This window comes from Pseudomonas sp. FW215-R2, assembly GCF_058789255.1.
Genome location: NZ_JBYTBO010000018.1, coordinates 25,916 through 44,667, shown reverse-complemented (window position 1 = coordinate 44,667; position 18,752 = coordinate 25,916). Strand labels below are relative to the sequence as shown.

Genomic DNA, 18,752 nt, shown 5'->3' with positions numbered 1-18,752 from the left:
ACATGGATGTTGAAAAGAATAAATCAAGTTTGCCCGTCATGACGCCAGCTCAACAAGGCGTCTTCTATGAGTTATATAAAAAACAAATACCCACCTGGCTGCTTGGGTCTTCAGAGGCCGCGCGCAATGATCTCTATGAAAGTTTCAAGGCCAGTTTCAAATCACGTCATGCCGCGCTGGAAAAACTGCGGGCGCTAAAATCCCCACAGAGCTTTTGCACACCCCTTCTGGCCAAGGCCATGGCTGAGAAAATGGGCGAGCCCTTCGAAGTCGATGGGGCGATTTTTCAGCATGTACGCTCAACGTCAAGTCTGTTGGGGCTGCGCAAGAAACTGGTGTTGCCGATCGATCGCGATCTGTTGACGGCCGCCTGTGAAAATTTCGAGTTGTCTGAAACCCTGGCCAGCAGCTATCACGAGAGCTCTTTGCTCTACGTTCCGCAGAAAGTAACGGGGCGATCCAACCGGGTTTTGCCGATACAGCCCCATGAGTTCGCCAGACTTTGCCGATACCTGGATCTTGGCAAGCAATACCAGAAACATGTGGAAGGTTTTTTTGGCAGCGACACTCAAATCGCCAGTTTGCAGGAAACGTCTGTCGCTTATTCCAGGGATCAATTCGATGTTGATCGGCATATCGCCTATATGCGTGGTCACATCAGCGCCGATGTTTATCAGATGCTCAAGTCGGTCAAGAACTCGGAGCCCTCGATCAAACTGGGCAAAAACACGTTCGGCTATCAAAGTCTTGAAATGCTCGGTGTGCAACTTCGAGGCGCCATGTTCATCGGCCTGATCAGCGAGCCAGAGGAAGACGATTACCGTTGTGTGATCTATATGCCGGGCGATCCTGATCATCCATTGAAAGAGTATGCGTCATTCCAGAAATTCGAGCTTGAGCTGAGTGGGCGTTTACGCAATTCCGAGTTCCGACGTTTTTTCATGCGATTTCTTCCTATGCAAGATCGCTCGCTTTTCCTGACCGGACTGAGTGTGCGGTTGTTGAATGCCAGGCCGAGCCAGTTTCCCATTACTTCGACCTATCTGTCGCTGACAGGCATCGATCTTGAAGGTGACGCAAAACGGGATCTGTTTCTGGCCATCTTCCAGCACCGCGCGGCTCAGGTGCGGGCCGACACTCGTCTGTTGGTGGTGCCCACCGACGATGAGGATGAGAAAACCCGTCTGGCCAGGCTCGACACCTACAAAGCCATCGGACTGAATACGCTGTTGTTTTTTGTCTCCTTTGTGCCGGTGCTCGGTGAAGTCCTGTGCGCCGTTGCCGGGCTGCAATTGCTCGGCGAGATTTACGAGGGCATCGACAGCTGGGCTCACGGCGATCAGGAGCATGCCGCCGATTGTCTGTTTGACACCCTTGAGAACCTGATCCTCATGGCGAGCTTCGCCGCTGGCGGTGTGGCCACCGGCGAGGCCTATAGACTCGTGCGCTCGTCGAGTTTCATGCAGAGGTTGCGGCGCGTCCCGGTTGGCGCGATGTCGCATCGACTTTGGAATCCGGACATGACGGCTTACCGTCATCGTGAATCCTTGCCGAGCAACCTTGCTGCCGACGCACAAGGGTTGGTCTGGCGCGCAGACAAGCGCTATTTGCCGCTGGGCCCCGATGCGTACGCGGTGCGTCCGGTAACCGGCACCGGCTTGTGGGAGGTGCATGACCCGCAGTTGCCCGAACGCTATTCACCTTTACTTGAGACCAACGGTGCGGGCGCCTGGCGTCACGATTCCGAGTTGCCTCACGAATGGAGCTCCTTGACCCTGTTCCGTCGTTTGGGGTTCCGGGAAGAGAAGGTTTCAGATACTCGTGCGCTGCAAATCATTGCGGCCAGTGGCATCGATGAGGCGGTTATGCGGCAGCTGTTTGTCGAGCGCGGCAAACCGATGGCGGCGCTGTCGGATTCTGTAAGGCGTTTTCGCGCAGATACCGACGTCGGGTTGTTCATGGAGCAGATGGCCTTACCGGCGTCTGCCCCCATGGCAGACGCCGATCTGCAGTTGTATTTGCTGACGGGGGAAGGGCGCTGGCCTCGAGACATGGCGATTGTTGTGGAGGACATCACCGGCGACGAAGTGACGCGCTACGGTGCAGATAATGCGGCCCGTCAGGTGAAAATCAGTGAGGACTTGCTGAGCAAGGGACAGTTCCATACGCCATTGTTGGCAGCGCTCAATGACAGTGAACGTTCGCGTTTGCTGGGTTCGGCTACCGTGGAGCGGAAAAACCAGACGGCGCTGCTGGTCAGTCACATTGCCGCGCTGGCACCGCGCATGCGCATGGCGATGATGGATCGGCTGTTCCGGCGAGCCGACATTTGCGAACTTTCCAGAAACGAGCCGATCGTCAAGGCATTTCCGGGACTTTCAGCCAGTGTTGTCGACGAACTGGTGCAACACGCCGATGCGCGCGAGTGGGAGCAGCTGGAATCCGACACTGTACCGTTGCGCCTGGCCGAAGAGGCGCGGCGCTATCAGCCGATCCAGCGTCTGAACCGGGCCTATGAGGGGTTGTACCTGGACGCGGCCTGCGGGCGCGATCCCGACATGCTGATACTCGACACGTTGACCCATTTGCCTGGCTGGCCTGGCGATGTGTTTGTCGAAATTCTGGATTGGGGTGTGTATGCCGATCAGCGGGCAACCATCGGCCCGAGTGACGCCGCGCACAAAGTGCTGATCGAAGCCTACGCCGAGCGCTATCAGGGCCAGGACACGCGTCACACGGTCATCTCCAGTCAGCCAACGCGCACCCGGGCGAATTTTTTCCAGACATTGTGGGAAAGCTTGCCGGCCCACAGTCGCAAGGCCATCGGGGTCGACAAAGACATCGACGGCACTGGCTTGCGGCAGAAAATCACTGTATCGGCACTGCAGCGGCGCGAGGCATTCGCCAAGGTGTTGGGAATTGAACCGGTGAGCGCCGATTACCGTTCACCCATGGGCCTGGCGGATCGTCGGATCGAGCAAGCCTTCGTCCAGCAGTCGGCTCCTTCGAGTTCTGCATCGGGAACATCTCCCATGCTCATACGCCGGGCGCAGGAGCTGTATCCGGCCCAATCCCCCGCGCAGCTCAAACGTTTCGTGGCCTCGCTGGGCACCGACGAAGTCTTGGTCATCAGATCGCTGGAGCGGCTGCGCGAGCAATACAGGACGATGGTCGAAACCCTGGAGCGCTGGACTCACCGCGATACGTATTATCAGGAAGAGGAGGGACCGAGAATCAAGGTGCCTACCCATAGCAAGGCTCGGGCAATGCAAGCCATTTTGCGCGCCTGGCGCAAGGAAACCCGCCACTCCGTGCACTCGGGTCATCCGACCTACAGTCTGACATTCGATGCAGCGCCGCTGGGGGAAATGCCGACCCTCGTTGGTGATTTTGCCCACATCACCGCTTTGGAGATGAGTGGCGTTGGCGCCAGTGCGGGGTTGAACACATTTTTGCGTAACTTTTCCGGATTGCGGGTGCTGGATCTGTCAGGGAACGGGTTGACGCGCATTCCTCTTGCGATCGGCGATATGCCGGCGCTGACCGGGCTGGATCTGAGCAATAACCGCATTCGCCTGACCGAGCGATCGATGCAGGAACTGGGCGGCAAGCAGCATTTGCGCACGCTGGACCTTGGGTTCAACTCGACTTTGGGGCGGACGCCTGATGTCAGTACGATGCGCAGTTTGCGCCATCTGAACCTGCGTGACACCGGCATCAGCGAATGGCCCGGGAACACCGATGTGCTTGCGCATCTGGAGTCTCTCGATTTGCGCAACAACAAGATCGTCGATATCCCGTCGTCCGTGTTCACCTCCCGCGCGGTACTGAACCGGGGCACCACGATCGATGGCAACCCGCTGTCGGCGGCAAGCCTCAAAGACATCGCTGCGTACCAACAGTCACAAGGTATAAGCCTCGGCGTGCTCATCACCGAGTACACCCACACCGTACGATTGGCGGGTGATCGTGAGGGGGCCGGGTGGGTCAACGGTCTGCCGGCGGTGGAGATCGGCCGGGCGAAGCAGGTGCTGTCATCGCTGTCGGCTGCCCCGGACTCCCGGGATTTTTTTGAAGTGCTCATGCAACTGCGTGAAACGGCCGATTACTTCCGAACCCGCGAACAGCTCGGGCAGCGGGTGTGGAATGTGCTGGAGGCGGCCTGCGAGGATGATTCGTTGCGTCGAGCGCTGTTTCGCATGGCCCGGTCAGGTTGGGTCAGTGCCCCCAATGTTGCGGGGCTGTTCAGCGACCTGGAGGTCAGGGTGCTGTGTTATCGGGCAGCGGCAGCGGCCCGCACCGGTACACAGACACTGGAAGGCGACCTGGTCCGTCTGTTGCGCGGGTTGTTTCGTTTGCAGCAGGTGGAAAAGCAAGCGTTGCTCGATATTGCGCGACGTTCCCGCTCAGGGACCTTCACTCAACGTCAGGCGCTGGATGTCAGCCTGATTTACCGGGTGAGACTGGCACAGCGCCTGGCGTTGCCAGCACAACCCACAGAGCTGAATATGCCGCTGGATACCGAGGTGACTGACGCGCAGATCGATCACGCGTATCTGGAGGTCGTCAGGGCCGAGCAGACGGCGCAACTGACTGAGTCGGTCAGCAGGCAGGAGTTCTGGTCCGAGTATTTGCTGACGACACGTCAGGATGCATTTACCAGCGTTCTCGATCGCAGTGCACAAGCGTTTTCGCGATTGGAAGCACAGGCCGGGTTGTCCCGCGAGGCCGCCAGTCAGCAAATGACGACGATCTTCGACAACTTCAGAAATGAAAGCCTGGAACTGCGAAAACAACTGACCAGCGCGGCACTGGCGAGGCATCCGGGGCTGACTTTGCCGGTCACGCCGGGGCCCGGCAGGTTAGGAACGAGAGAGGGATAAGCAGAGCCCCCGAGCCCGCGCAGGCGGGCTCGGGGTACACGGTCAGCGGCGACGGAACAACGGCAGCGGTTCGTCAGTGGCGGCCTGATAGGTCACCGAGAAGTCCTTGAGGCTTTCCAGTGCATCGTACGGATCTTTGTCCGCGCGCAGGGCGAAGGCGTCGAAACCGCAACGGCGCATGTAGAACAACTGGTCGCGCAGCACGTCGCCAATCGCCCGCAGTTCGCCTTTGAAACCGTAACGGTCACGCAGCAGGCGGGCGTTGGAGTAGTTGCGGCCATCGGTGAACGCCGGGAAGTTCAAGGCAATTACCTGGAACTCATTCACGTCGTCACCGATTTCCTCGGCTTCTTCGTCGGCGTCCAGCCACACACCCAGACCGCCATCGCGGGCCTTGAGCATGCGGCTGTGTTCACGCCACAGTTGCAGCGGGACGATCAGGTCGTCGCAGTTGCTGATCTCGTCGATGTTGAAATCCTTCGGCAGCAGGTGCCAGGTTTCGTCGACGACCTCGTTGTTCTTAATGATTCGCTGCATAGACGCGTTCCTTGAAGAGGTCGATGCCAATACGCTGGTAGGTGTCGATGAAACGCTCGTCTTCGGTACGTTGTTCCACGTACACGTCGATCAGCTTGGAGATCACGTCCGGCATGTCGTCCTGGGCGAAGGACGGGCCAAGGATCTTGCCCAGGCTGGCGTCACGGCTGGCGCTGCCGCCGAGGGAGACCTGATAGAACTCCTCACCTTTCTTGTCCACCCCGAGGATGCCGATGTGGCCGACGTGGTGGTGACCGCAGGCGTTCATGCAGCCGGAGATGTTCAGGTCCAGCTCACCGATGTCGAACAGGTAGTCCAGGTCGTCGAAACGGCGCTGGATCGATTCGGCGATCGGGATCGACTTGGCGTTGGCCAGGGAGCAGAAATCACCGCCAGGGCAGCAGATGATGTCGGTCAGCAGGCCAATGTTCGGGGTGGCGAAACCTTGTTCGCGCAACTCGCCCCACAGGGTGAACAACTGGCTCTGCTCGACATCGGCCAGAATGATGTTCTGCTCGTGGGAGGTGCGCAGTTGACCGAAGCTGTAGCGGTCGGCCAGGTCGGCGACGGCGTCGAGCTGCTTGTCGGTGATGTCGCCCGGTGCGACACCGGTCGGCTTCAGGGACAGGGTCACCGCCACATAGCCTGGCTTCTTGTGCGCCAGGGTGTTGCGGGTGCGCCAGCGGGCGAAACCCGGGTGTTCCTTGTCGAGGACGGCCAGTTCGGCGTCTTGATTGCTCAGCGCCTTGTAATCCGGGTCGACGAAGTGTTTGGCGACGCGATGCAGTTCGGCTTCGGTCAGCGTTGTCTGGCCGCCGCGCAGGTGTTCCATCTCGGCATCGACTTTCTGGGCGAAGACTTCTGGAGTCAGCGCTTTGACGAGGATCTTGATCCGCGCCTTGTATTTGTTGTCACGACGGCCGTAGCGGTTGTAGACCCGCAGGATCGCGTCGAGGTAGCTCAACAGGTCCTGCCACGGCAGGAACTCGTTGATGAAGGCACCCACCACCGGAGTACGACCCAGACCGCCGCCGACCAGCACGCGGAAACCGAGTTCGCCAGCGGCGTTGTGGACCGGCTCAAGGCCGATGTCGTGGACTTCGATGGCCGCGCGGTCGGAGGTCGAACCGTTGACGGCGATCTTGAATTTGCGTGGCAGGTAGGCGAATTCCGGGTGGAACGTGGTCCACTGACGAACGATTTCGCACCACGGACGCGGATCGATCAACTCGTCGAACGCAACACCGGCGAACTGGTCGGTGGTGACGTTGCGCAGGCAGTTGCCGCTGGTCTGGATCGCGTGCATCTGCACGGTGGCCAGTTCCGCGAGGATGTCCGGGATGTCTTCGAGTGCCGGCCAGTTGAACTGTACGTTCTGGCGGGTACTGATGTGGGCGTAGCCCTTGTCGTAGTCACGGGCAATCTTCGCCATCATGCGCATCTGACGCGAGGTCAGTTGGCCGTAAGGCACCGCCACCCGCAACATCGGCGCGAAACGCTGGATGTACAGGCCATTCTGCAGGCGCAGGGGGCGGAATTCTTCTTCGCTCAGCTCACCTGCCAGATAGCGTCGGGTCTGATCACGGAACTGCTTGACGCGGTCCTCGATGATCCGCTGATCGTACTCGTCGTATACGTACATATAAGTCCTGTTCTCAGGCTTTGGGCTACTCGGAAAACGCTGCGTTTTCGCTTGCTGGAGTCCGATGGTGCCTCTGCAATTACGCGCGCACGGCCGCGCACTCCCTAATGGAGCCGGGGCAATATACCCGTTTGCAGTTATGCGCAAAAGTGATGTTTGAGTATATGGAAAGAACCAAAACGACTAACGAGAATCACTGTTAACTAACCCACATTTGTCGTGCGGACAATCATCGTCTTAACTGTGGTCGAGTCTTTCTGCAATCACCGATAAAACCGACAAGAGGCGATGCAATGAGCAACCCAACCAAGGCAAGGAAAAGCGATAGCAGTGTCGATGCGTGGGCCATTCTGTTCCTGATCATTCTGGTCGTTGGAACAGCGGTGTTCTGGGTCAGTCATCAGTAAAACGACCCCTCCGGGCCCGCCTCCGACGATTGTCGGACAAAAAGCGGGATCAGGCGCTAATGGCCGGCGATTGAATGGCTATAATGCGCGGCCATTTTTCCCCGGGCCCGGATGCTTCATGTTCAAGTTTTTCCACATCAGTCTGCTTTTGCTGGGCATGGCCTTCGGGACCAGTGCGCGGGCGGAGTCCGTGCTGTTCCTGAATCCGGGCTCGACCCAGGAAGCGTTCTGGGTCAGTTACTCGCAATTCATGCAGGCCGCCGCTCGGGATCTTGGAATCGACCTGCACATCCTCTATGCCCAGCGCCAGCCCGAACTGACCCTGGCGCAGGCGCGACTGGCGTTGCAGGGGCCTGATCGCCCGGATTATCTGGTGTTCGTCAATGAACAGTACGTCGCGCCGCAGATTCTGCGCATGGCCAATGACAGTGGCGTGAAGCTCTTTATCGTCAATTCGGCACTGACACCCAACCAGCAGGCGCTGGTGGCAGAGCGCGCGGATCGTATCGGTAGCCTGGTGCCCAACGATGAGGAGGGAGGTTACCTGATGATGAAGGAGCTGATTCGCCTGCATCCACCCGTGGCCCCCGGTGAAAACATCGACCTGCTGGCGTTCTCCGGCCTGAAGATCACACCTTCGGCGCAACTGCGCGAAAAGGGCATGCAGCGGGCGCTGGCCGAGCATCCTCAGGTACGTTTGCGGCAACTGGTCTACGGCGGCTGGACGCAACAACGTGCCTACGAGCAGGCGAAGCAATTGTTGGTCCGATATCCAAAAGTGTCATTGGTGTGGGCGGCCAACGATGAAATGGCCTTCGGTGCGATGCGCGCCGTTTCAGAGGCCGGCAAAGTGCCGGGCAAGGACGTGTTGTTCAGCGCGGTCAATACCTCGCCCGAAGCTTTGCAGGCCATGGTTGACGGTCGCCTGAGCGCGTTGCTCGGCGGGCATTTCACTCTCGGTGGCTGGGCGCTTGTCGAACTGCATGATCACGCGCAAGGCGTCGATCTGAATCAGTACGGCGGTCGTGACCGGCAGATTCCATTGTTGCAACTGATCGACAGAGACCATGCCCGCCGAATGCTGGCCATGGGCACTGCGCCGGACTACGGCGTGCATTTTCGCAAGCTCTCGGCGAAGGGCCGTCCGGTTTCGTATCGCTATCCGTTCAACCTGCAAACCCTGATGCACTGACGCCGGTCACGCGCCTGCCAGATGCACCACCAGTTGCACGATGCCAAACAGCGTCAGGGCGAACACCGCCGTGAACGCAATGCCCAGGAAGATGAAGTGGCTGGGCTTTCCATGGGTGAAGTCCCTTGCCCGGTTCTTGCCGCTCTGCACCCCGAACGCCGCCGCCATGACGCTTTGCAGCATCTGCCAGAAGGTCGGTGGCTTGTTGTCGACTGGATCGTCCATAAATCCCTCGTCTGCCGTGTGTGTCAGACAAGCATAGCCAACCCTTTCCGGGGTGCAGAAATACCTGTGGGAGCCAATAGGCTCCCACAGGGTGTCGCGTGTCGCGTGAAGCTGGATCAGTTGTCGTAACCCAGGTTCGGCGCCAGCCAACGCTCGGTCAGGCTCAGTTCCTGGCCTTTGCGCGAGGTGTAGCTCTGCACCTGATCCTTGTCGACCTTGCCCACGGCGAAGTACTGCGCCTGTGGGTGGGCGAAGTACCAGCCGCTGACCGCTGCCGCCGGGAACATCGCGTAGTGCTCGGTGAGGAACACACCGCTGCGACCGGCGCGCATTTCCTGGGCCTCAGGGTCGAGCAGGGCGAACAGCGTGGCCTTCTCGGTGTGATCCGGGCACGCCGGGTAGCCCGGGGCAGGGCGGATGCCGGAATACTGCTCTTTGATCAGTGCTTCGTTGTCGAGAACTTCATCCTTGGCGTAACCCCAGTGCTCTTTACGCACCTGCTGGTGCAGCCATTCGGCACAGGCTTCGGCCAGACGGTCCGCCAACGCCTTGACCATGATCGAGTTGTAGTCGTCGCCAGCGTCCTGATAGGCCTTGGCCACTTCTTCGGCGCCGATCCCGGCGGTGGTGATGAAGCCACCGACGTAGTCAGTCACTTCGCTGTCCTTCGGCGCGACGAAGTCGGCGAGCGAGAAGTTCGGCTTGCCGTCGGTCTTGATGATCTGCTGGCGCAGGTGATGCAGGCGCGCCATCGGCTTGCCGTCATCGCCGTACAGCTCGATATCGTCGTCATGCACCTGATTGGCCGGCCAGAAGCCGAACACCGCACGGGCACTGATCAGCTTCTCGTCGATCAGCTTGGTCAGCATTTCGCGGGCGTCCTTGTACAGCGAGGTCGCGGCCTCACCGACCACTTCGTCTTCGAGGATGCGCGGGAACTTGCCGGCCAGGTCCCAGGAGATGAAGAACGGCGTCCAGTCGATGTACTCGGCCAGGACGTTGAGGTCGATGTTGTCCAGCACACGGCTGCCGGTGAACGTCGGTTTGACCGGGGTGTAAGTGGCCCAGTCGAACTGCGGTTTTTTCGCGATCGATGCGGCGTAGCTCAGGCGTTCGGTACGGGCGCTGCGGTTGGCGGTGCGCTCGCGGACTTCGACGTACTCTTCGCGGGTCTTCTCGACGAAACCGGCTTTCAGCTCCTTGGACAGCAACTGCGTCGCCACGCCCACGGCGCGGGAGGCGTCGGTGACGTAGACCACCGCGTCGTTGCTGTACTTCGGCTCGATCTTCACCGCCGTATGTGCCTTGGAGGTGGTCGCGCCGCCGATCATCAGCGGCAGGTGGAAGTCCTGGCGCTGCATCTCGCGGGCCACGTGGACCATTTCATCCAGCGACGGGGTGATCAGGCCGGACAGGCCGATGATGTCGCACTTCTGTTCCTTGGCCACTTGCAGGATCTTCTCGGCCGGCACCATCACGCCGAGGTCGACGATGTCGTAGCCGTTGCAACCCAGCACCACGCCGACGATGTTCTTGCCGATGTCGTGTACGTCGCCTTTCACGGTGGCCATGAGGATCTTGCCCTTGGCTTCCGGCTTGTCGCCTTTTTCCAGTTCGATGAACGGGATCAGGTGGGCCACGGCCTGTTTCATCACGCGGGCGGACTTCACCACCTGCGGCAGGAACATTTTGCCGGCGCCGAACAGGTCGCCGACGATGTTCATGCCGGACATCAGCGGGCCTTCGATCACTTCGATCGGACGGGCGAAGGACTGACGGGACTCTTCGGTGTCTTCGACGATGTGGGTGGTGATGCCCTTGACCAGTGCGTGTTCCAGACGCTTGTTGACGTCCCAGCTGCGCCATTCTTCGGTCTCGGCTTCCTTGACGCTGCCGTCGCCCTTGTACTTGTCGGCGATGGCGAGGAGGGCGTCGGTGCCTTCCGGCGTGCGGTTGAGGATCACGTCTTCAACGGCGTCGCGCAGTTCCTGCGGGATCTGGTCGTAGATCTCCAGCTGACCGGCGTTGACGATACCCATGGTCAGGCCGGCGCGGATCGCGTACAGCAGGAACACCGAGTGAATCGCCTCGCGCACCGGGTTGTTGCCACGGAACGAGAACGACACGTTGGACACGCCGCCGGACGTCAGCGCATACGGCAGTTCGTCACGGATGTAGGCACAGGCGTTGATGAAGTCCACAGCGTAGTTGTTGTGTTCTTCGATACCGGTGGCCACGGCGAAGATGTTCGGGTCGAAGATGATGTCTTCCGGTGGGAAGCCGACTTCGTTGACCAGAATGTCGTAGGAGCGTTTGCAGATTTCTTTCTTGCGCGCTTCGGTGTCGGCCTGGCCGGCTTCGTCGAACGCCATCACCACCACGGCGGCGCCGTAGCGTTTGCACAGTTTGGCGTGGTGGATGAACTGCTCGACGCCTTCTTTCATGCTGATCGAGTTGACGATGCCCTTGCCCTGAATGCACTTCAGGCCCGCTTCGATCACGTCCCATTTCGAGGAGTCGATCATGATCGGTACGCGGGAGATGTCCGGCTCGCCGGCAATCAGATTGAGGAAGGTCACCATGGCCTTCTTCGAATCGAGCATCCCTTCGTCCATGTTGATGTCGATCACTTGGGCGCCGGCCTCGACCTGCTGCAGGGCGACTTCCAGGGCTTCGGTGTAGTTGTCTTCACGGATCAGACGGGCGAATTTTGCGGAACCGGTGATGTTGGTCCGCTCGCCGACGTTGACGAACAGCGAGCTGCGATCGATGGTGAACGGCTCCAGACCCGACAGGCGGCAAGCCTTGGGAATGTCCGGAATCTGCCGTGGCGCGTAACCGGCAACGGCTTTGGCGATGGCTTCGATGTGGCCCGGGGTGGTGCCGCAGCAACCGCCGACGATGTTGAGGAAACCGCTCTGGGCGAACTCTTCGATGACTTTGGCGGTGTCCACCGGCAACTCGTCGTACTCGCCGAATTCGTTCGGCAGGCCGGCGTTCGGGTGCGCCGAGACGTGGGTGCTGGCCTTGTCCGACAGCTCTTCCAGGTACGGACGCAGTTCACGGGCACCGAGTGCGCAGTTCAGGCCGACCGAAATCGGCTTGGCGTGGGCCACGGAGTTCCAGAACGCTTCGGTGGTCTGGCCCGACAGGGTACGGCCCGAGGCGTCGGTGATGGTGCCGGAAATCATGATCGGCAGTTCGATGTGCAGCTCTTCGAACACGCCTTGCACGGCGAAGATCGCCGCTTTGGCGTTGAGGGTGTCGAAGATGGTTTCGATCAGGATCAGGTCGGCGCCGCCCTCGATCAGGCCTTTGGTGGCTTCGGTATAGTTCTCCACCAGCTCATCGAAGGTGACGTTGCGGTAGCCCGGGTTGTTGACGTCCGGCGACAGCGAGCAGGTGCGGCTGGTCGGACCGAGCACGCCGGCGACGAAGCGCGGCTTGTCCGGGTTCTCGGCAGTCTTGGCGTCGGCGACCTTGCGCGCCAGTCGTGCGCCTTCTACGTTGAGTTCGTAGGCCAGCTCTTCCATGCCGTAATCGGCCATGGAAATGCGGGTGGCGTTGAAGGTGTTGGTTTCCAGGATGTCGGCACCGGCATCCAGGTAGGCTTTCTCGATGCCGCCGATCACGTCGGGACGAGTAATCACCAGCAGGTCGTTGTTGCCCTTGACGTCGCTCGGCCAGTCGGCGAAACGCTTGCCGCGATAATCCTGCTCTTCGAGCTTGTAGCTCTGGATCATCGTGCCCATACCGCCATCGAGTATCAGGATGCGCTCTTTGAGGGCTTGCTTGAGAGCTTGAAGGCGGACGCTGCGATCGGACATTGGGACTACTCGAAAAAGACCATGACGAAGGAGCGGGATCATAACAAACCTGTGCGGATTTAGAGCATGTGGCGCTTTTGCATGAATATCGCTCATGTTGGTACGGGCGTCATAACGGTAGAATCGCGGCGTTTTTTATTCAGGATCAGGATCAGGGATATGTCGTACCGCGTCGTCAGCATGGTGTTGCTGTTTTTGAGCTTTGGCGCGGCGGCGCAAAGTCCTGCGATTTCGCCTGCCATTTCTTACACCCGCGACATCCAGCCGATCTTCACCGAGAAGTGCGTGGCCTGCCATGCGTGCTACGACTCTGCCTGCCAGTTGAACCTGGGCAGTGGTGAAGGCGCGGCCCGTGGCGCGAGCAAGATGCCGGTCTACGATGGCGAGCGCACAGAAGCTGCGCCGACCACGCGGTTGTTCTACGACGCTTTTGGCAAGCGTGCCTGGCAGCAGAAAGGCTTCTATTCGGTGCTTGATGCCCAAGGCAGTCAGGCCGCGCTGATGGCGCGCATGCTGGAATTGGGGCACAAAACGCCCCTGACTCCCAACGCCAAACTGCCGGAAGACATCGTTCTCGGTCTGCAACGGGAAAACATGTGTGCGATGCCGGCCGAGTTCGAGGGCTACGCCGGTGCCCACCCGAAAGAGGGTATGCCGCTGGCGGTGACCGGCCTGACTGATCAGCAATATCAGACGTTGCAGCGCTGGCTGGCGTCCGGTGCGCCGATCGATGAGCAAGGCCTGGCACCGAGCGCCAAGGAAGCGCTGCAGATCGTCCAGTGGGAAAACCTGCTCAACCAGCCCGGAGCACGGGAAAGCCTGGTCGGGCGCTGGCTGTTCGAACACTGGTTTCTCGCGCACATCTACTTCAAGGACGGCGAGCCGGGGCATTTCTTCCAGTGGGTGCGTTCGCGTACACCGACCGGTCAGCCGATCGATCTGATTGCCACGCGTCGCCCGAACGACGATCCGGGCACTCAGGTGTATTACCGCCTGTGGCCGGTGCAGGGTGTGATCGTGCACAAGACCCACATCACCTATCCGCTGAGCGCGGCGAAGATGGCGCGGGTCAAGAGCCTGTTCTACAACGGCAACTGGCAGGTGCATGCGCTGCCGGGCTACGGGCCGCAGAGCCGGGCCAACCCGTTTGCGACCTTCGAAGCGATTCCGGCGCAGGCGCGTTATCAGTTCATGCTCGATAACGCCGAATACTTCGTACGTACCTTCATTCGCGGCCCGGTGTGCCGTGGGCAGATCGCAACCGACGTGATCCGCGACAACTTCTGGGCACTGTTCCAGGCACCGGAACACGACCTCTACATCACCGATCCGAACTATCGCGGCCAGGCCACGCCGTTGCTCGCCATGCCGGGGCAGAACGACGATGTCGGCAGCGTCCTGAGCCTGTGGCATGACTATCGCAACAAGCGCAACAAGTACGAAGCCCTGCGCCGTGACAGCTACGCCGACCTGCCGGCGCCGAGCTGGTCGACCCTGTGGGCCGGCAACGATAATGCGCTGCTGAGCATCTTCCGCCACTTCGACAGCGCGTCGGTGACCAAAGGCCTGATCGGCGAAGTGCCGCAGACGATGTGGCTGTTCGACTATCCGCTGCTGGAACGCACCTACTACCAATTGGCGGTCAACTTCGATGTGTTCGGCAACGTCTCCCATCAGGCGCAGACCCGACTGTACTTCGACCTGATCCGCAACGGCGCCGAACAGAATTTCCTGCGTCTGATGCCGGCCGATTCCCGCGAGGATTACCTCGACGATTGGTATCAGAGCAGCGGCCAGTTCAAGATGTGGCTGGACTATGAGTCCATCGACGACGACAAGCCAACGGCACTGAAACTCGACGGAAAAGACCCGAAGCATGACTTCGCCATGCAGTTGCTCGCCCGTTACGGCGACCTCAACGCACGGCCCGATCCGATCAATCGCTGCGTGGATGCCTACTGCTCGCGGCCGAACATAGACCCGGCGCTGCAAAATGCCGAACAGGCCCTGAGCCGCCTGACGGCGCGCCCTGCAGCCGGCCTGAAGGTGATCGATCAGTTACCGGAAGCCACCATGCTGCGCATCGAAACTGCCAGCGGCAAACGCGAGGTCTACAGCCTGCTGCGCAACCGCGCCCACAGCAACGTGGCGTTCCTGCTCGGTGAGTCACTGCGTTATCAGCCGGGCCTCGACACCCTGACCATTTATCCGGGCGTGCTCAGCAGCTACCCGAACTTCATGTTCAACATCCCGGCGGATCAGGTGCCGGCGTTTGTCGATGCCATGGAAAGCGCGAAGGATGCGCCGCAGTTCGAGAAGATCGTCGAACGTTGGGGTATTCGCCGCAGCCATCCACAGTTCTGGTTCTATTTCCATGACCTGAGCCAGTACATCCACGAAACCGACCCGGTGGAAGAGGGCGTGCTGGACATGAATCGGTACGAGAATCTTTGATCGGTTTGATCGATGGCAGCTGTCCCAATCCTGTGCAGCACGGGATCGGGAGCGCCATCGATGTTGATTTCAGTGCAGGCCCTGCGAGCGCTCGCCGCGTGGGCGGTGGTCTGCCATCACATGCAGATTTTCTTCGACTCGGTGTATCTGATGTACGCGCTGGTGCTGTCGGCCAGGCGGTTATCTGGCCCGACGCTATGGGATCAACCCGTATTTGATGTTATTTGTCTGTGCGCTGGCCATCGGAGACGCTTCATGGCTGAGCTGCGAATGGGTAGAAAAACGCAGCTATCCGAGGCTTAAAGCCCGGATTGACGGCGAACCTGGTGCTTGGCCGATTTGCGAACTATTCCTACGTAAATACTAGGACTTTGTGCCGCGCGCCGATTGGCGTAAACTCCGCCTCAAGCCTGCGAGGAGTTTCCATGACCGCTATTACCATTACCGACGCCGCCCATGATTACCTGGCCGATCTGCTTTCCAAGCAGAACACCCCGGGTATCGGCATCCGCGTCTTCATCACCCAGCCTGGCACCCAGTACGCCGAAACCTGCATTGCCTATTGCAAGCCGGGCGAAGAGAAACCTGAAGACACAGCGCTGGGGCTGAAAAGCTTCACCGCCTACATCGACTCGTTCAGCGAAGCGTTCCTCGACGATGCTGTCGTCGACTACGCCACCGACCGCATGGGCGGCCAGCTGACCATCAAGGCACCGAACGCCAAAGTACCGATGGTCAACGCCGACAGCCCGGTCAACGAGCGCATCAACTATTACCTGCAAACCGAAATCAACCCGGGGCTGGCCAGCCACGGCGGTCAGGTCAGCCTGATCGATGTGGTTGAAGACGGCATTGCCGTGCTGCAGTTCGGCGGCGGTTGCCAGGGCTGCGGCCAGGCGGACGTAACCCTGAAGGAAGGCATCGAGCGCACCTTGCTCGAGCGCATTCCGGAGCTCAAGGGCGTTCGCGACGTGACCGACCACACGCAGAAAGAAAACGCCTACTACTAAGGCGTTCGCTGCGGCATAAAAAACGGCGCCCCGTGAGCGCCGTTTTTTTATGGTCGATACAAATGCGCATGCCCCGCGCGATACAGCGACGACTCACTGAAATGATCGCTGCCCAACACCCGCCCGACCAGAATCAGTGCCGTACGCCGAAACCCCTTGGCGGCCACCTTCGCGGCAATATCCTCCAGCGTCCCGATCACCCAGTCCTGATCCGGCCACGTCGCCCGGTGGATCACCGCGATCGGGCAGTCCGCACCATAGTGCGGCAGCAGTTCGGCGAGGATCTTCTCCAGATGATTGACCCCCAAATGAATCGCCATGGTCGCCCCGTGCTGCGCGAGGTTACCCAGTTCTTCCCCGGCGGGCATTGCGGTCTTGTCCGCGTAACGGGTCAGGATCACGCTTTGCGAGATGTCCGGCAGAGTGAGTTCGGTACCCAACAACGCCGCACAGGCAGCAGTGGCGGTTACGCCGGGGACAATCTCGAACGGGATGTCCAGCTCACGCAGATAACGAATCTGCTCGCCGATGGCGCCATACAGGCTCGGATCGCCCGAATGCACCCGCGCCACGTCCTGGCCCTTGGCGTGCGCAGTCTTGATCAGATCGATGATCTGTTCCAGATGCAGTTCGGCGCTGTTGACCACGGTTTCAGCCGAATGACCCTCCAGCACCGCCGCTGGCACCAGCGAACCTGCGTAGATGATCGCCGGGCAGTTGCGAATCAGTCGCTGACCTTTGACAGTGATCAATTCCGGGTCGCCGGGGCCGGCGCCGATGAAGTAAACGGTCATCGTTGGATCCTGTGAAAGTAGGGCAGGTCGAGGCTTCAAGAGCATTTCAGATGAAGAATGCTCATGATCGAAAGTGGGGATTATCGGGAATTTACGCCGCGCCGGCCAATGCCAGGGTTGCCTGGGCGTATTTTTGTCTGGAAATCAGCAGTTTTGCCGGGGCCTGGATCAACTGTTCGGCAAGCGCCAGAGCGGCACTTTCCGCGACGCCGTAGCAACCGGTGCGTTCGAAAGCGATCTGCGAATGGTGACTCAGGCGTTGCTGATAACTGGCCAGTTCTTCGCTGCTGAAATACAGCAGCGGCAGCGCCAGTTGTGCCGCCAGTTCCTGCAGGCCGGGTTCGTCGCGTTTCAGGTCGATGCTGGCCAGGGCCTTGACCGCCTCGAGTTCGATGCGATGCGCCTGCAGGGCCTGGTCGAGCAAGGCGCGCAGCGTACTGGCCGGGCAGCCGCGCTGGCAGCCCAGGCCGACCACAAAGGTCGGCACTGCGCTGTCATCGGTCATGCGTGGTATTGACCATCGCTTTTGCGGCGGAACAACCAGGCGCTGATCAGGCCCAGGGCCAGCCAGAACGCCACATTGGTCAGCTGCGAAGCGATTTTGAACTGAGCTTCCAGTGCTTCCGGTGCGAGCATCGAGTGCACTTCCGGTTGCGGGGCGCCGATCACGTGTGGCACAGCGAGAATCGCCACGCCGAGGATCTTCAGCAACCAGTTGCCACCGAACGCGATCAGCGCCAGGCCGACAGCGGTCGACGCGGCAGTGCCGATCCACCACATCTGGCGCGACGCCAGGTCTGCAGCGGCGGTGCCCGGCAGCTCAGGTGGCAGGCCCAGTGTCGGTGCGAGCACGAAAGTCGCATAACCGGCCAAACCCCAGAGTAAGCCTTGCGAGGTTTTAGTCGGCGCACGCAGGGTGTACAGACCGGCCAGCATCAGGGCAAAACCCACAGCCACGACCAGATTGCCGCCGGTAGTGGAAAGCACGCGCTGCCAGCCGTCTTCCGGCTCCCAGGCTTCGGCATCGTGGGTGTGGGCGGCGGTGCCGGCGGCGTGTTCGTGAACGGCGGCAACCGGCTCGGCTTTCTCGAAGGTCTCTGCCTGAAGAATCAGCGGCGACACCCAGAAGCTTTGCAGCAACGTCAGGAGCAGGGCGGCCAGAAGGCCGGTGAAACCTGCGGTCTGCGCAATACGCTTGATCATGTCGTCAGGTCTCAGTGGCACGGGAACGCGGCGCTGTGGCGGGTATCGTGAGCGGCGTTGTGAACCGCTTCGATGTGCGAGAAACCGGCGAAATAGACCAGGCTGGCACCCAGGATCGACGCGAAGATCGCAGCGGTCAGGCGTTGGCTCAGGGTGGTGGTGCTGGAGATTTTGTCCGTGTTGCTGCCGGTGCTGCTGATGATCGACATGGCGCTTCCCTCTGGAGTGTCAGCGGGTGAACGGTGCGCATGAAAACCCCTGCGAGTCGGGCACGCAGAGGTTCGAACAGCGCCCGCCCACCGCGGGTTTGTTATGTTCAGTGACGCAAGATGCGTACTGTGTGTTGCGGGCCGGTCTCCGGGCTCACGAGGGGTGGCTGTCTGCCGACCTGCAAGCGTCACCTTCCCATGCCTGGGGGCACAGTGGATCTGACGCTTCGCTCGCTTACCGTTGCGGGGGCAGCACCGGACTGACATGGCTTTAGAGTAAAGCACATGATTCACCGGTTTCCCGTTTCACCCTTTGCAGGGCACCCGTAACAAGTTGTGTAGGAGACCATGGGCTGGGGATTTGAGTCA

Annotated in this window: 13 protein-coding genes and 1 riboswitch; of the genes, 5 read left to right on the top strand and 8 right to left on the bottom strand. The window is 60.2% G+C overall.

Going from position 1 to position 18,752, the window contains the following annotated elements:
* Positions 1 to 2 precede the first annotated feature (2 nt).
* Entirely contained in the window at positions 3 to 4,883 is a 4,881-nt protein-coding gene (locus AC3WRD_RS22520; RefSeq protein WP_102621766.1) for a dermonecrotic toxin domain-containing protein, read from the top strand.
* Positions 4,884 to 4,925: 42 nt separating this feature from the next.
* Here AC3WRD_RS22520 and AC3WRD_RS22515 read toward each other — a convergent pair whose 3' ends face one another.
* Together AC3WRD_RS22515 and AC3WRD_RS22510 are read right to left on the bottom strand one after the other, a co-directional pair.
* Entirely contained in the window at positions 4,926 to 5,420 is a 495-nt protein-coding gene (locus AC3WRD_RS22515) for a DUF934 domain-containing protein (RefSeq protein WP_096819964.1), read from the bottom strand.
* Positions 5,404 to 7,062 (bottom strand): nitrite/sulfite reductase, encoded by a 1,659-nt coding sequence (locus tag AC3WRD_RS22510; protein ID WP_102621765.1) that lies wholly within the window; start codon positions 7,060 to 7,062, stop codon positions 5,404 to 5,406. Before AC3WRD_RS22510 ends, AC3WRD_RS22515 begins: the two co-directional genes overlap by 17 nt.
* A 525-nt stretch (positions 7,063 to 7,587) precedes the next feature.
* Here AC3WRD_RS22510 and AC3WRD_RS22505 point away from each other — a divergent pair.
* Positions 7,588 to 8,661, top strand: a complete 1,074-nt coding sequence (locus AC3WRD_RS22505; RefSeq protein WP_102621764.1) for an ABC transporter substrate-binding protein — start codon at positions 7,588 to 7,590, stop codon at positions 8,659 to 8,661.
* Positions 8,662 to 8,667: 6 nt separating this feature from the next.
* On the opposite strand, the gene AC3WRD_RS22500 is transcribed toward AC3WRD_RS22505, so the two are convergent.
* Together AC3WRD_RS22500 and metH are read right to left on the bottom strand one after the other, a co-directional pair.
* A complete protein-coding gene (locus tag AC3WRD_RS22500) occupies positions 8,668 to 8,886 on the bottom strand; it encodes a DUF2970 domain-containing protein (RefSeq protein WP_096819961.1) in 219 nt (72 codons plus the stop codon).
* Between the two features lie 116 nt (positions 8,887 to 9,002).
* Positions 9,003 to 12,713 carry a methionine synthase gene (gene metH, locus AC3WRD_RS22495; RefSeq protein ID WP_096819960.1) on the bottom strand — a complete coding sequence of 1,237 codons (3,711 nt, stop codon included), beginning with the start codon at positions 12,711 to 12,713 and terminating at the stop codon, positions 9,003 to 9,005.
* Between the two features lie 159 nt (positions 12,714 to 12,872).
* Here metH and AC3WRD_RS22490 point away from each other — a divergent pair, with 159 nt between their 5' ends.
* From AC3WRD_RS22490 to nfuA, 3 genes are all read left to right on the top strand, one after another.
* The gene (locus AC3WRD_RS22490; RefSeq protein ID WP_102621763.1) at positions 12,873 to 15,167 is read left to right on the top strand and encodes a fatty acid cis/trans isomerase; all 2,295 of its coding nucleotides are present in this window, start codon (positions 12,873 to 12,875) and stop codon (positions 15,165 to 15,167) included.
* A 60-nt stretch (positions 15,168 to 15,227) separates the two neighbouring features.
* A complete protein-coding gene (locus AC3WRD_RS22485) occupies positions 15,228 to 15,470 on the top strand; it encodes a hypothetical protein (protein ID WP_256580631.1) in 243 nt (80 codons plus the stop codon).
* Between the two features lie 122 nt (positions 15,471 to 15,592).
* Positions 15,593 to 16,177 carry a Fe-S biogenesis protein NfuA gene (gene nfuA / locus AC3WRD_RS22480; protein WP_003225494.1) on the top strand — a complete coding sequence of 195 codons (585 nt, stop codon included), beginning with the start codon at positions 15,593 to 15,595 and terminating at the stop codon, positions 16,175 to 16,177.
* Positions 16,178 to 16,224: 47 nt separating this feature from the next.
* On the opposite strand, the gene cobM is transcribed toward nfuA, so the two are convergent.
* From cobM to AC3WRD_RS22460, 4 genes are all read right to left on the bottom strand, one after another.
* Positions 16,225 to 16,971, bottom strand: a complete 747-nt coding sequence (gene cobM / locus AC3WRD_RS22475) for a precorrin-4 C(11)-methyltransferase (RefSeq protein ID WP_102621762.1) — start codon at positions 16,969 to 16,971, stop codon at positions 16,225 to 16,227.
* 91 nt (positions 16,972 to 17,062) lie between these two features.
* On the bottom strand, positions 17,063 to 17,476 hold the full coding sequence (locus AC3WRD_RS22470; RefSeq protein WP_102621761.1) for a cobalamin biosynthesis protein: 414 nt from the start codon (positions 17,474 to 17,476) through the stop codon (positions 17,063 to 17,065).
* The gene (locus AC3WRD_RS22465) at positions 17,473 to 18,174 is read right to left on the bottom strand and encodes a CbtA family protein (protein ID WP_102621760.1); all 702 of its coding nucleotides are present in this window, start codon (positions 18,172 to 18,174) and stop codon (positions 17,473 to 17,475) included. The genes AC3WRD_RS22470 and AC3WRD_RS22465 overlap by 4 nt, the downstream gene beginning before the upstream one ends.
* Positions 18,175 to 18,185: 11 nt before the next feature.
* Positions 18,186 to 18,383 carry a CbtB domain-containing protein gene (locus AC3WRD_RS22460; RefSeq protein ID WP_016983301.1) on the bottom strand — a complete coding sequence of 66 codons (198 nt, stop codon included), beginning with the start codon at positions 18,381 to 18,383 and terminating at the stop codon, positions 18,186 to 18,188.
* Positions 18,384 to 18,505: 122 nt separating this feature from the next.
* Positions 18,506 to 18,726, bottom strand: a riboswitch (cobalamin riboswitch).
* Positions 18,727 to 18,752 lie beyond the last annotated feature (26 nt).

Excerpts from the sequence above, each read along its gene's own strand:
- AC3WRD_RS22520 (WP_102621766.1), top strand. The coding sequence starts at position 3 with ATGGATGTTGAAAAGAATAAATCAAGTTTGCCCGTCATGACGCCAGCT.
- AC3WRD_RS22515 (WP_096819964.1), bottom strand. The coding sequence starts at position 5,420 with ATGCAGCGAATCATTAAGAACAACGAGGTCGTCGACGAAACCTGGCAC.
- AC3WRD_RS22510 (WP_102621765.1), bottom strand. The coding sequence starts at position 7,062 with ATGTACGTATACGACGAGTACGATCAGCGGATCATCGAGGACCGCGTC.
- AC3WRD_RS22505 (WP_102621764.1), top strand. The coding sequence starts at position 7,588 with ATGTTCAAGTTTTTCCACATCAGTCTGCTTTTGCTGGGCATGGCCTTC.
- AC3WRD_RS22500 (WP_096819961.1), bottom strand. The coding sequence starts at position 8,886 with ATGGACGATCCAGTCGACAACAAGCCACCGACCTTCTGGCAGATGCTG.
- metH (WP_096819960.1), bottom strand. The coding sequence starts at position 12,713 with ATGTCCGATCGCAGCGTCCGCCTTCAAGCTCTCAAGCAAGCCCTCAAA.
- AC3WRD_RS22490 (WP_102621763.1), top strand. The coding sequence starts at position 12,873 with ATGTCGTACCGCGTCGTCAGCATGGTGTTGCTGTTTTTGAGCTTTGGC.
- AC3WRD_RS22485 (WP_256580631.1), top strand. The coding sequence starts at position 15,228 with ATGTTGATTTCAGTGCAGGCCCTGCGAGCGCTCGCCGCGTGGGCGGTG.
- nfuA (WP_003225494.1), top strand. The coding sequence starts at position 15,593 with ATGACCGCTATTACCATTACCGACGCCGCCCATGATTACCTGGCCGAT.
- cobM (WP_102621762.1), bottom strand. The coding sequence starts at position 16,971 with ATGACCGTTTACTTCATCGGCGCCGGCCCCGGCGACCCGGAATTGATC.
- AC3WRD_RS22470 (WP_102621761.1), bottom strand. The coding sequence starts at position 17,476 with ATGACCGATGACAGCGCAGTGCCGACCTTTGTGGTCGGCCTGGGCTGC.
- AC3WRD_RS22465 (WP_102621760.1), bottom strand. The coding sequence starts at position 18,174 with ATGATCAAGCGTATTGCGCAGACCGCAGGTTTCACCGGCCTTCTGGCC.
- AC3WRD_RS22460 (WP_016983301.1), bottom strand. The coding sequence starts at position 18,383 with ATGTCGATCATCAGCAGCACCGGCAGCAACACGGACAAAATCTCCAGC.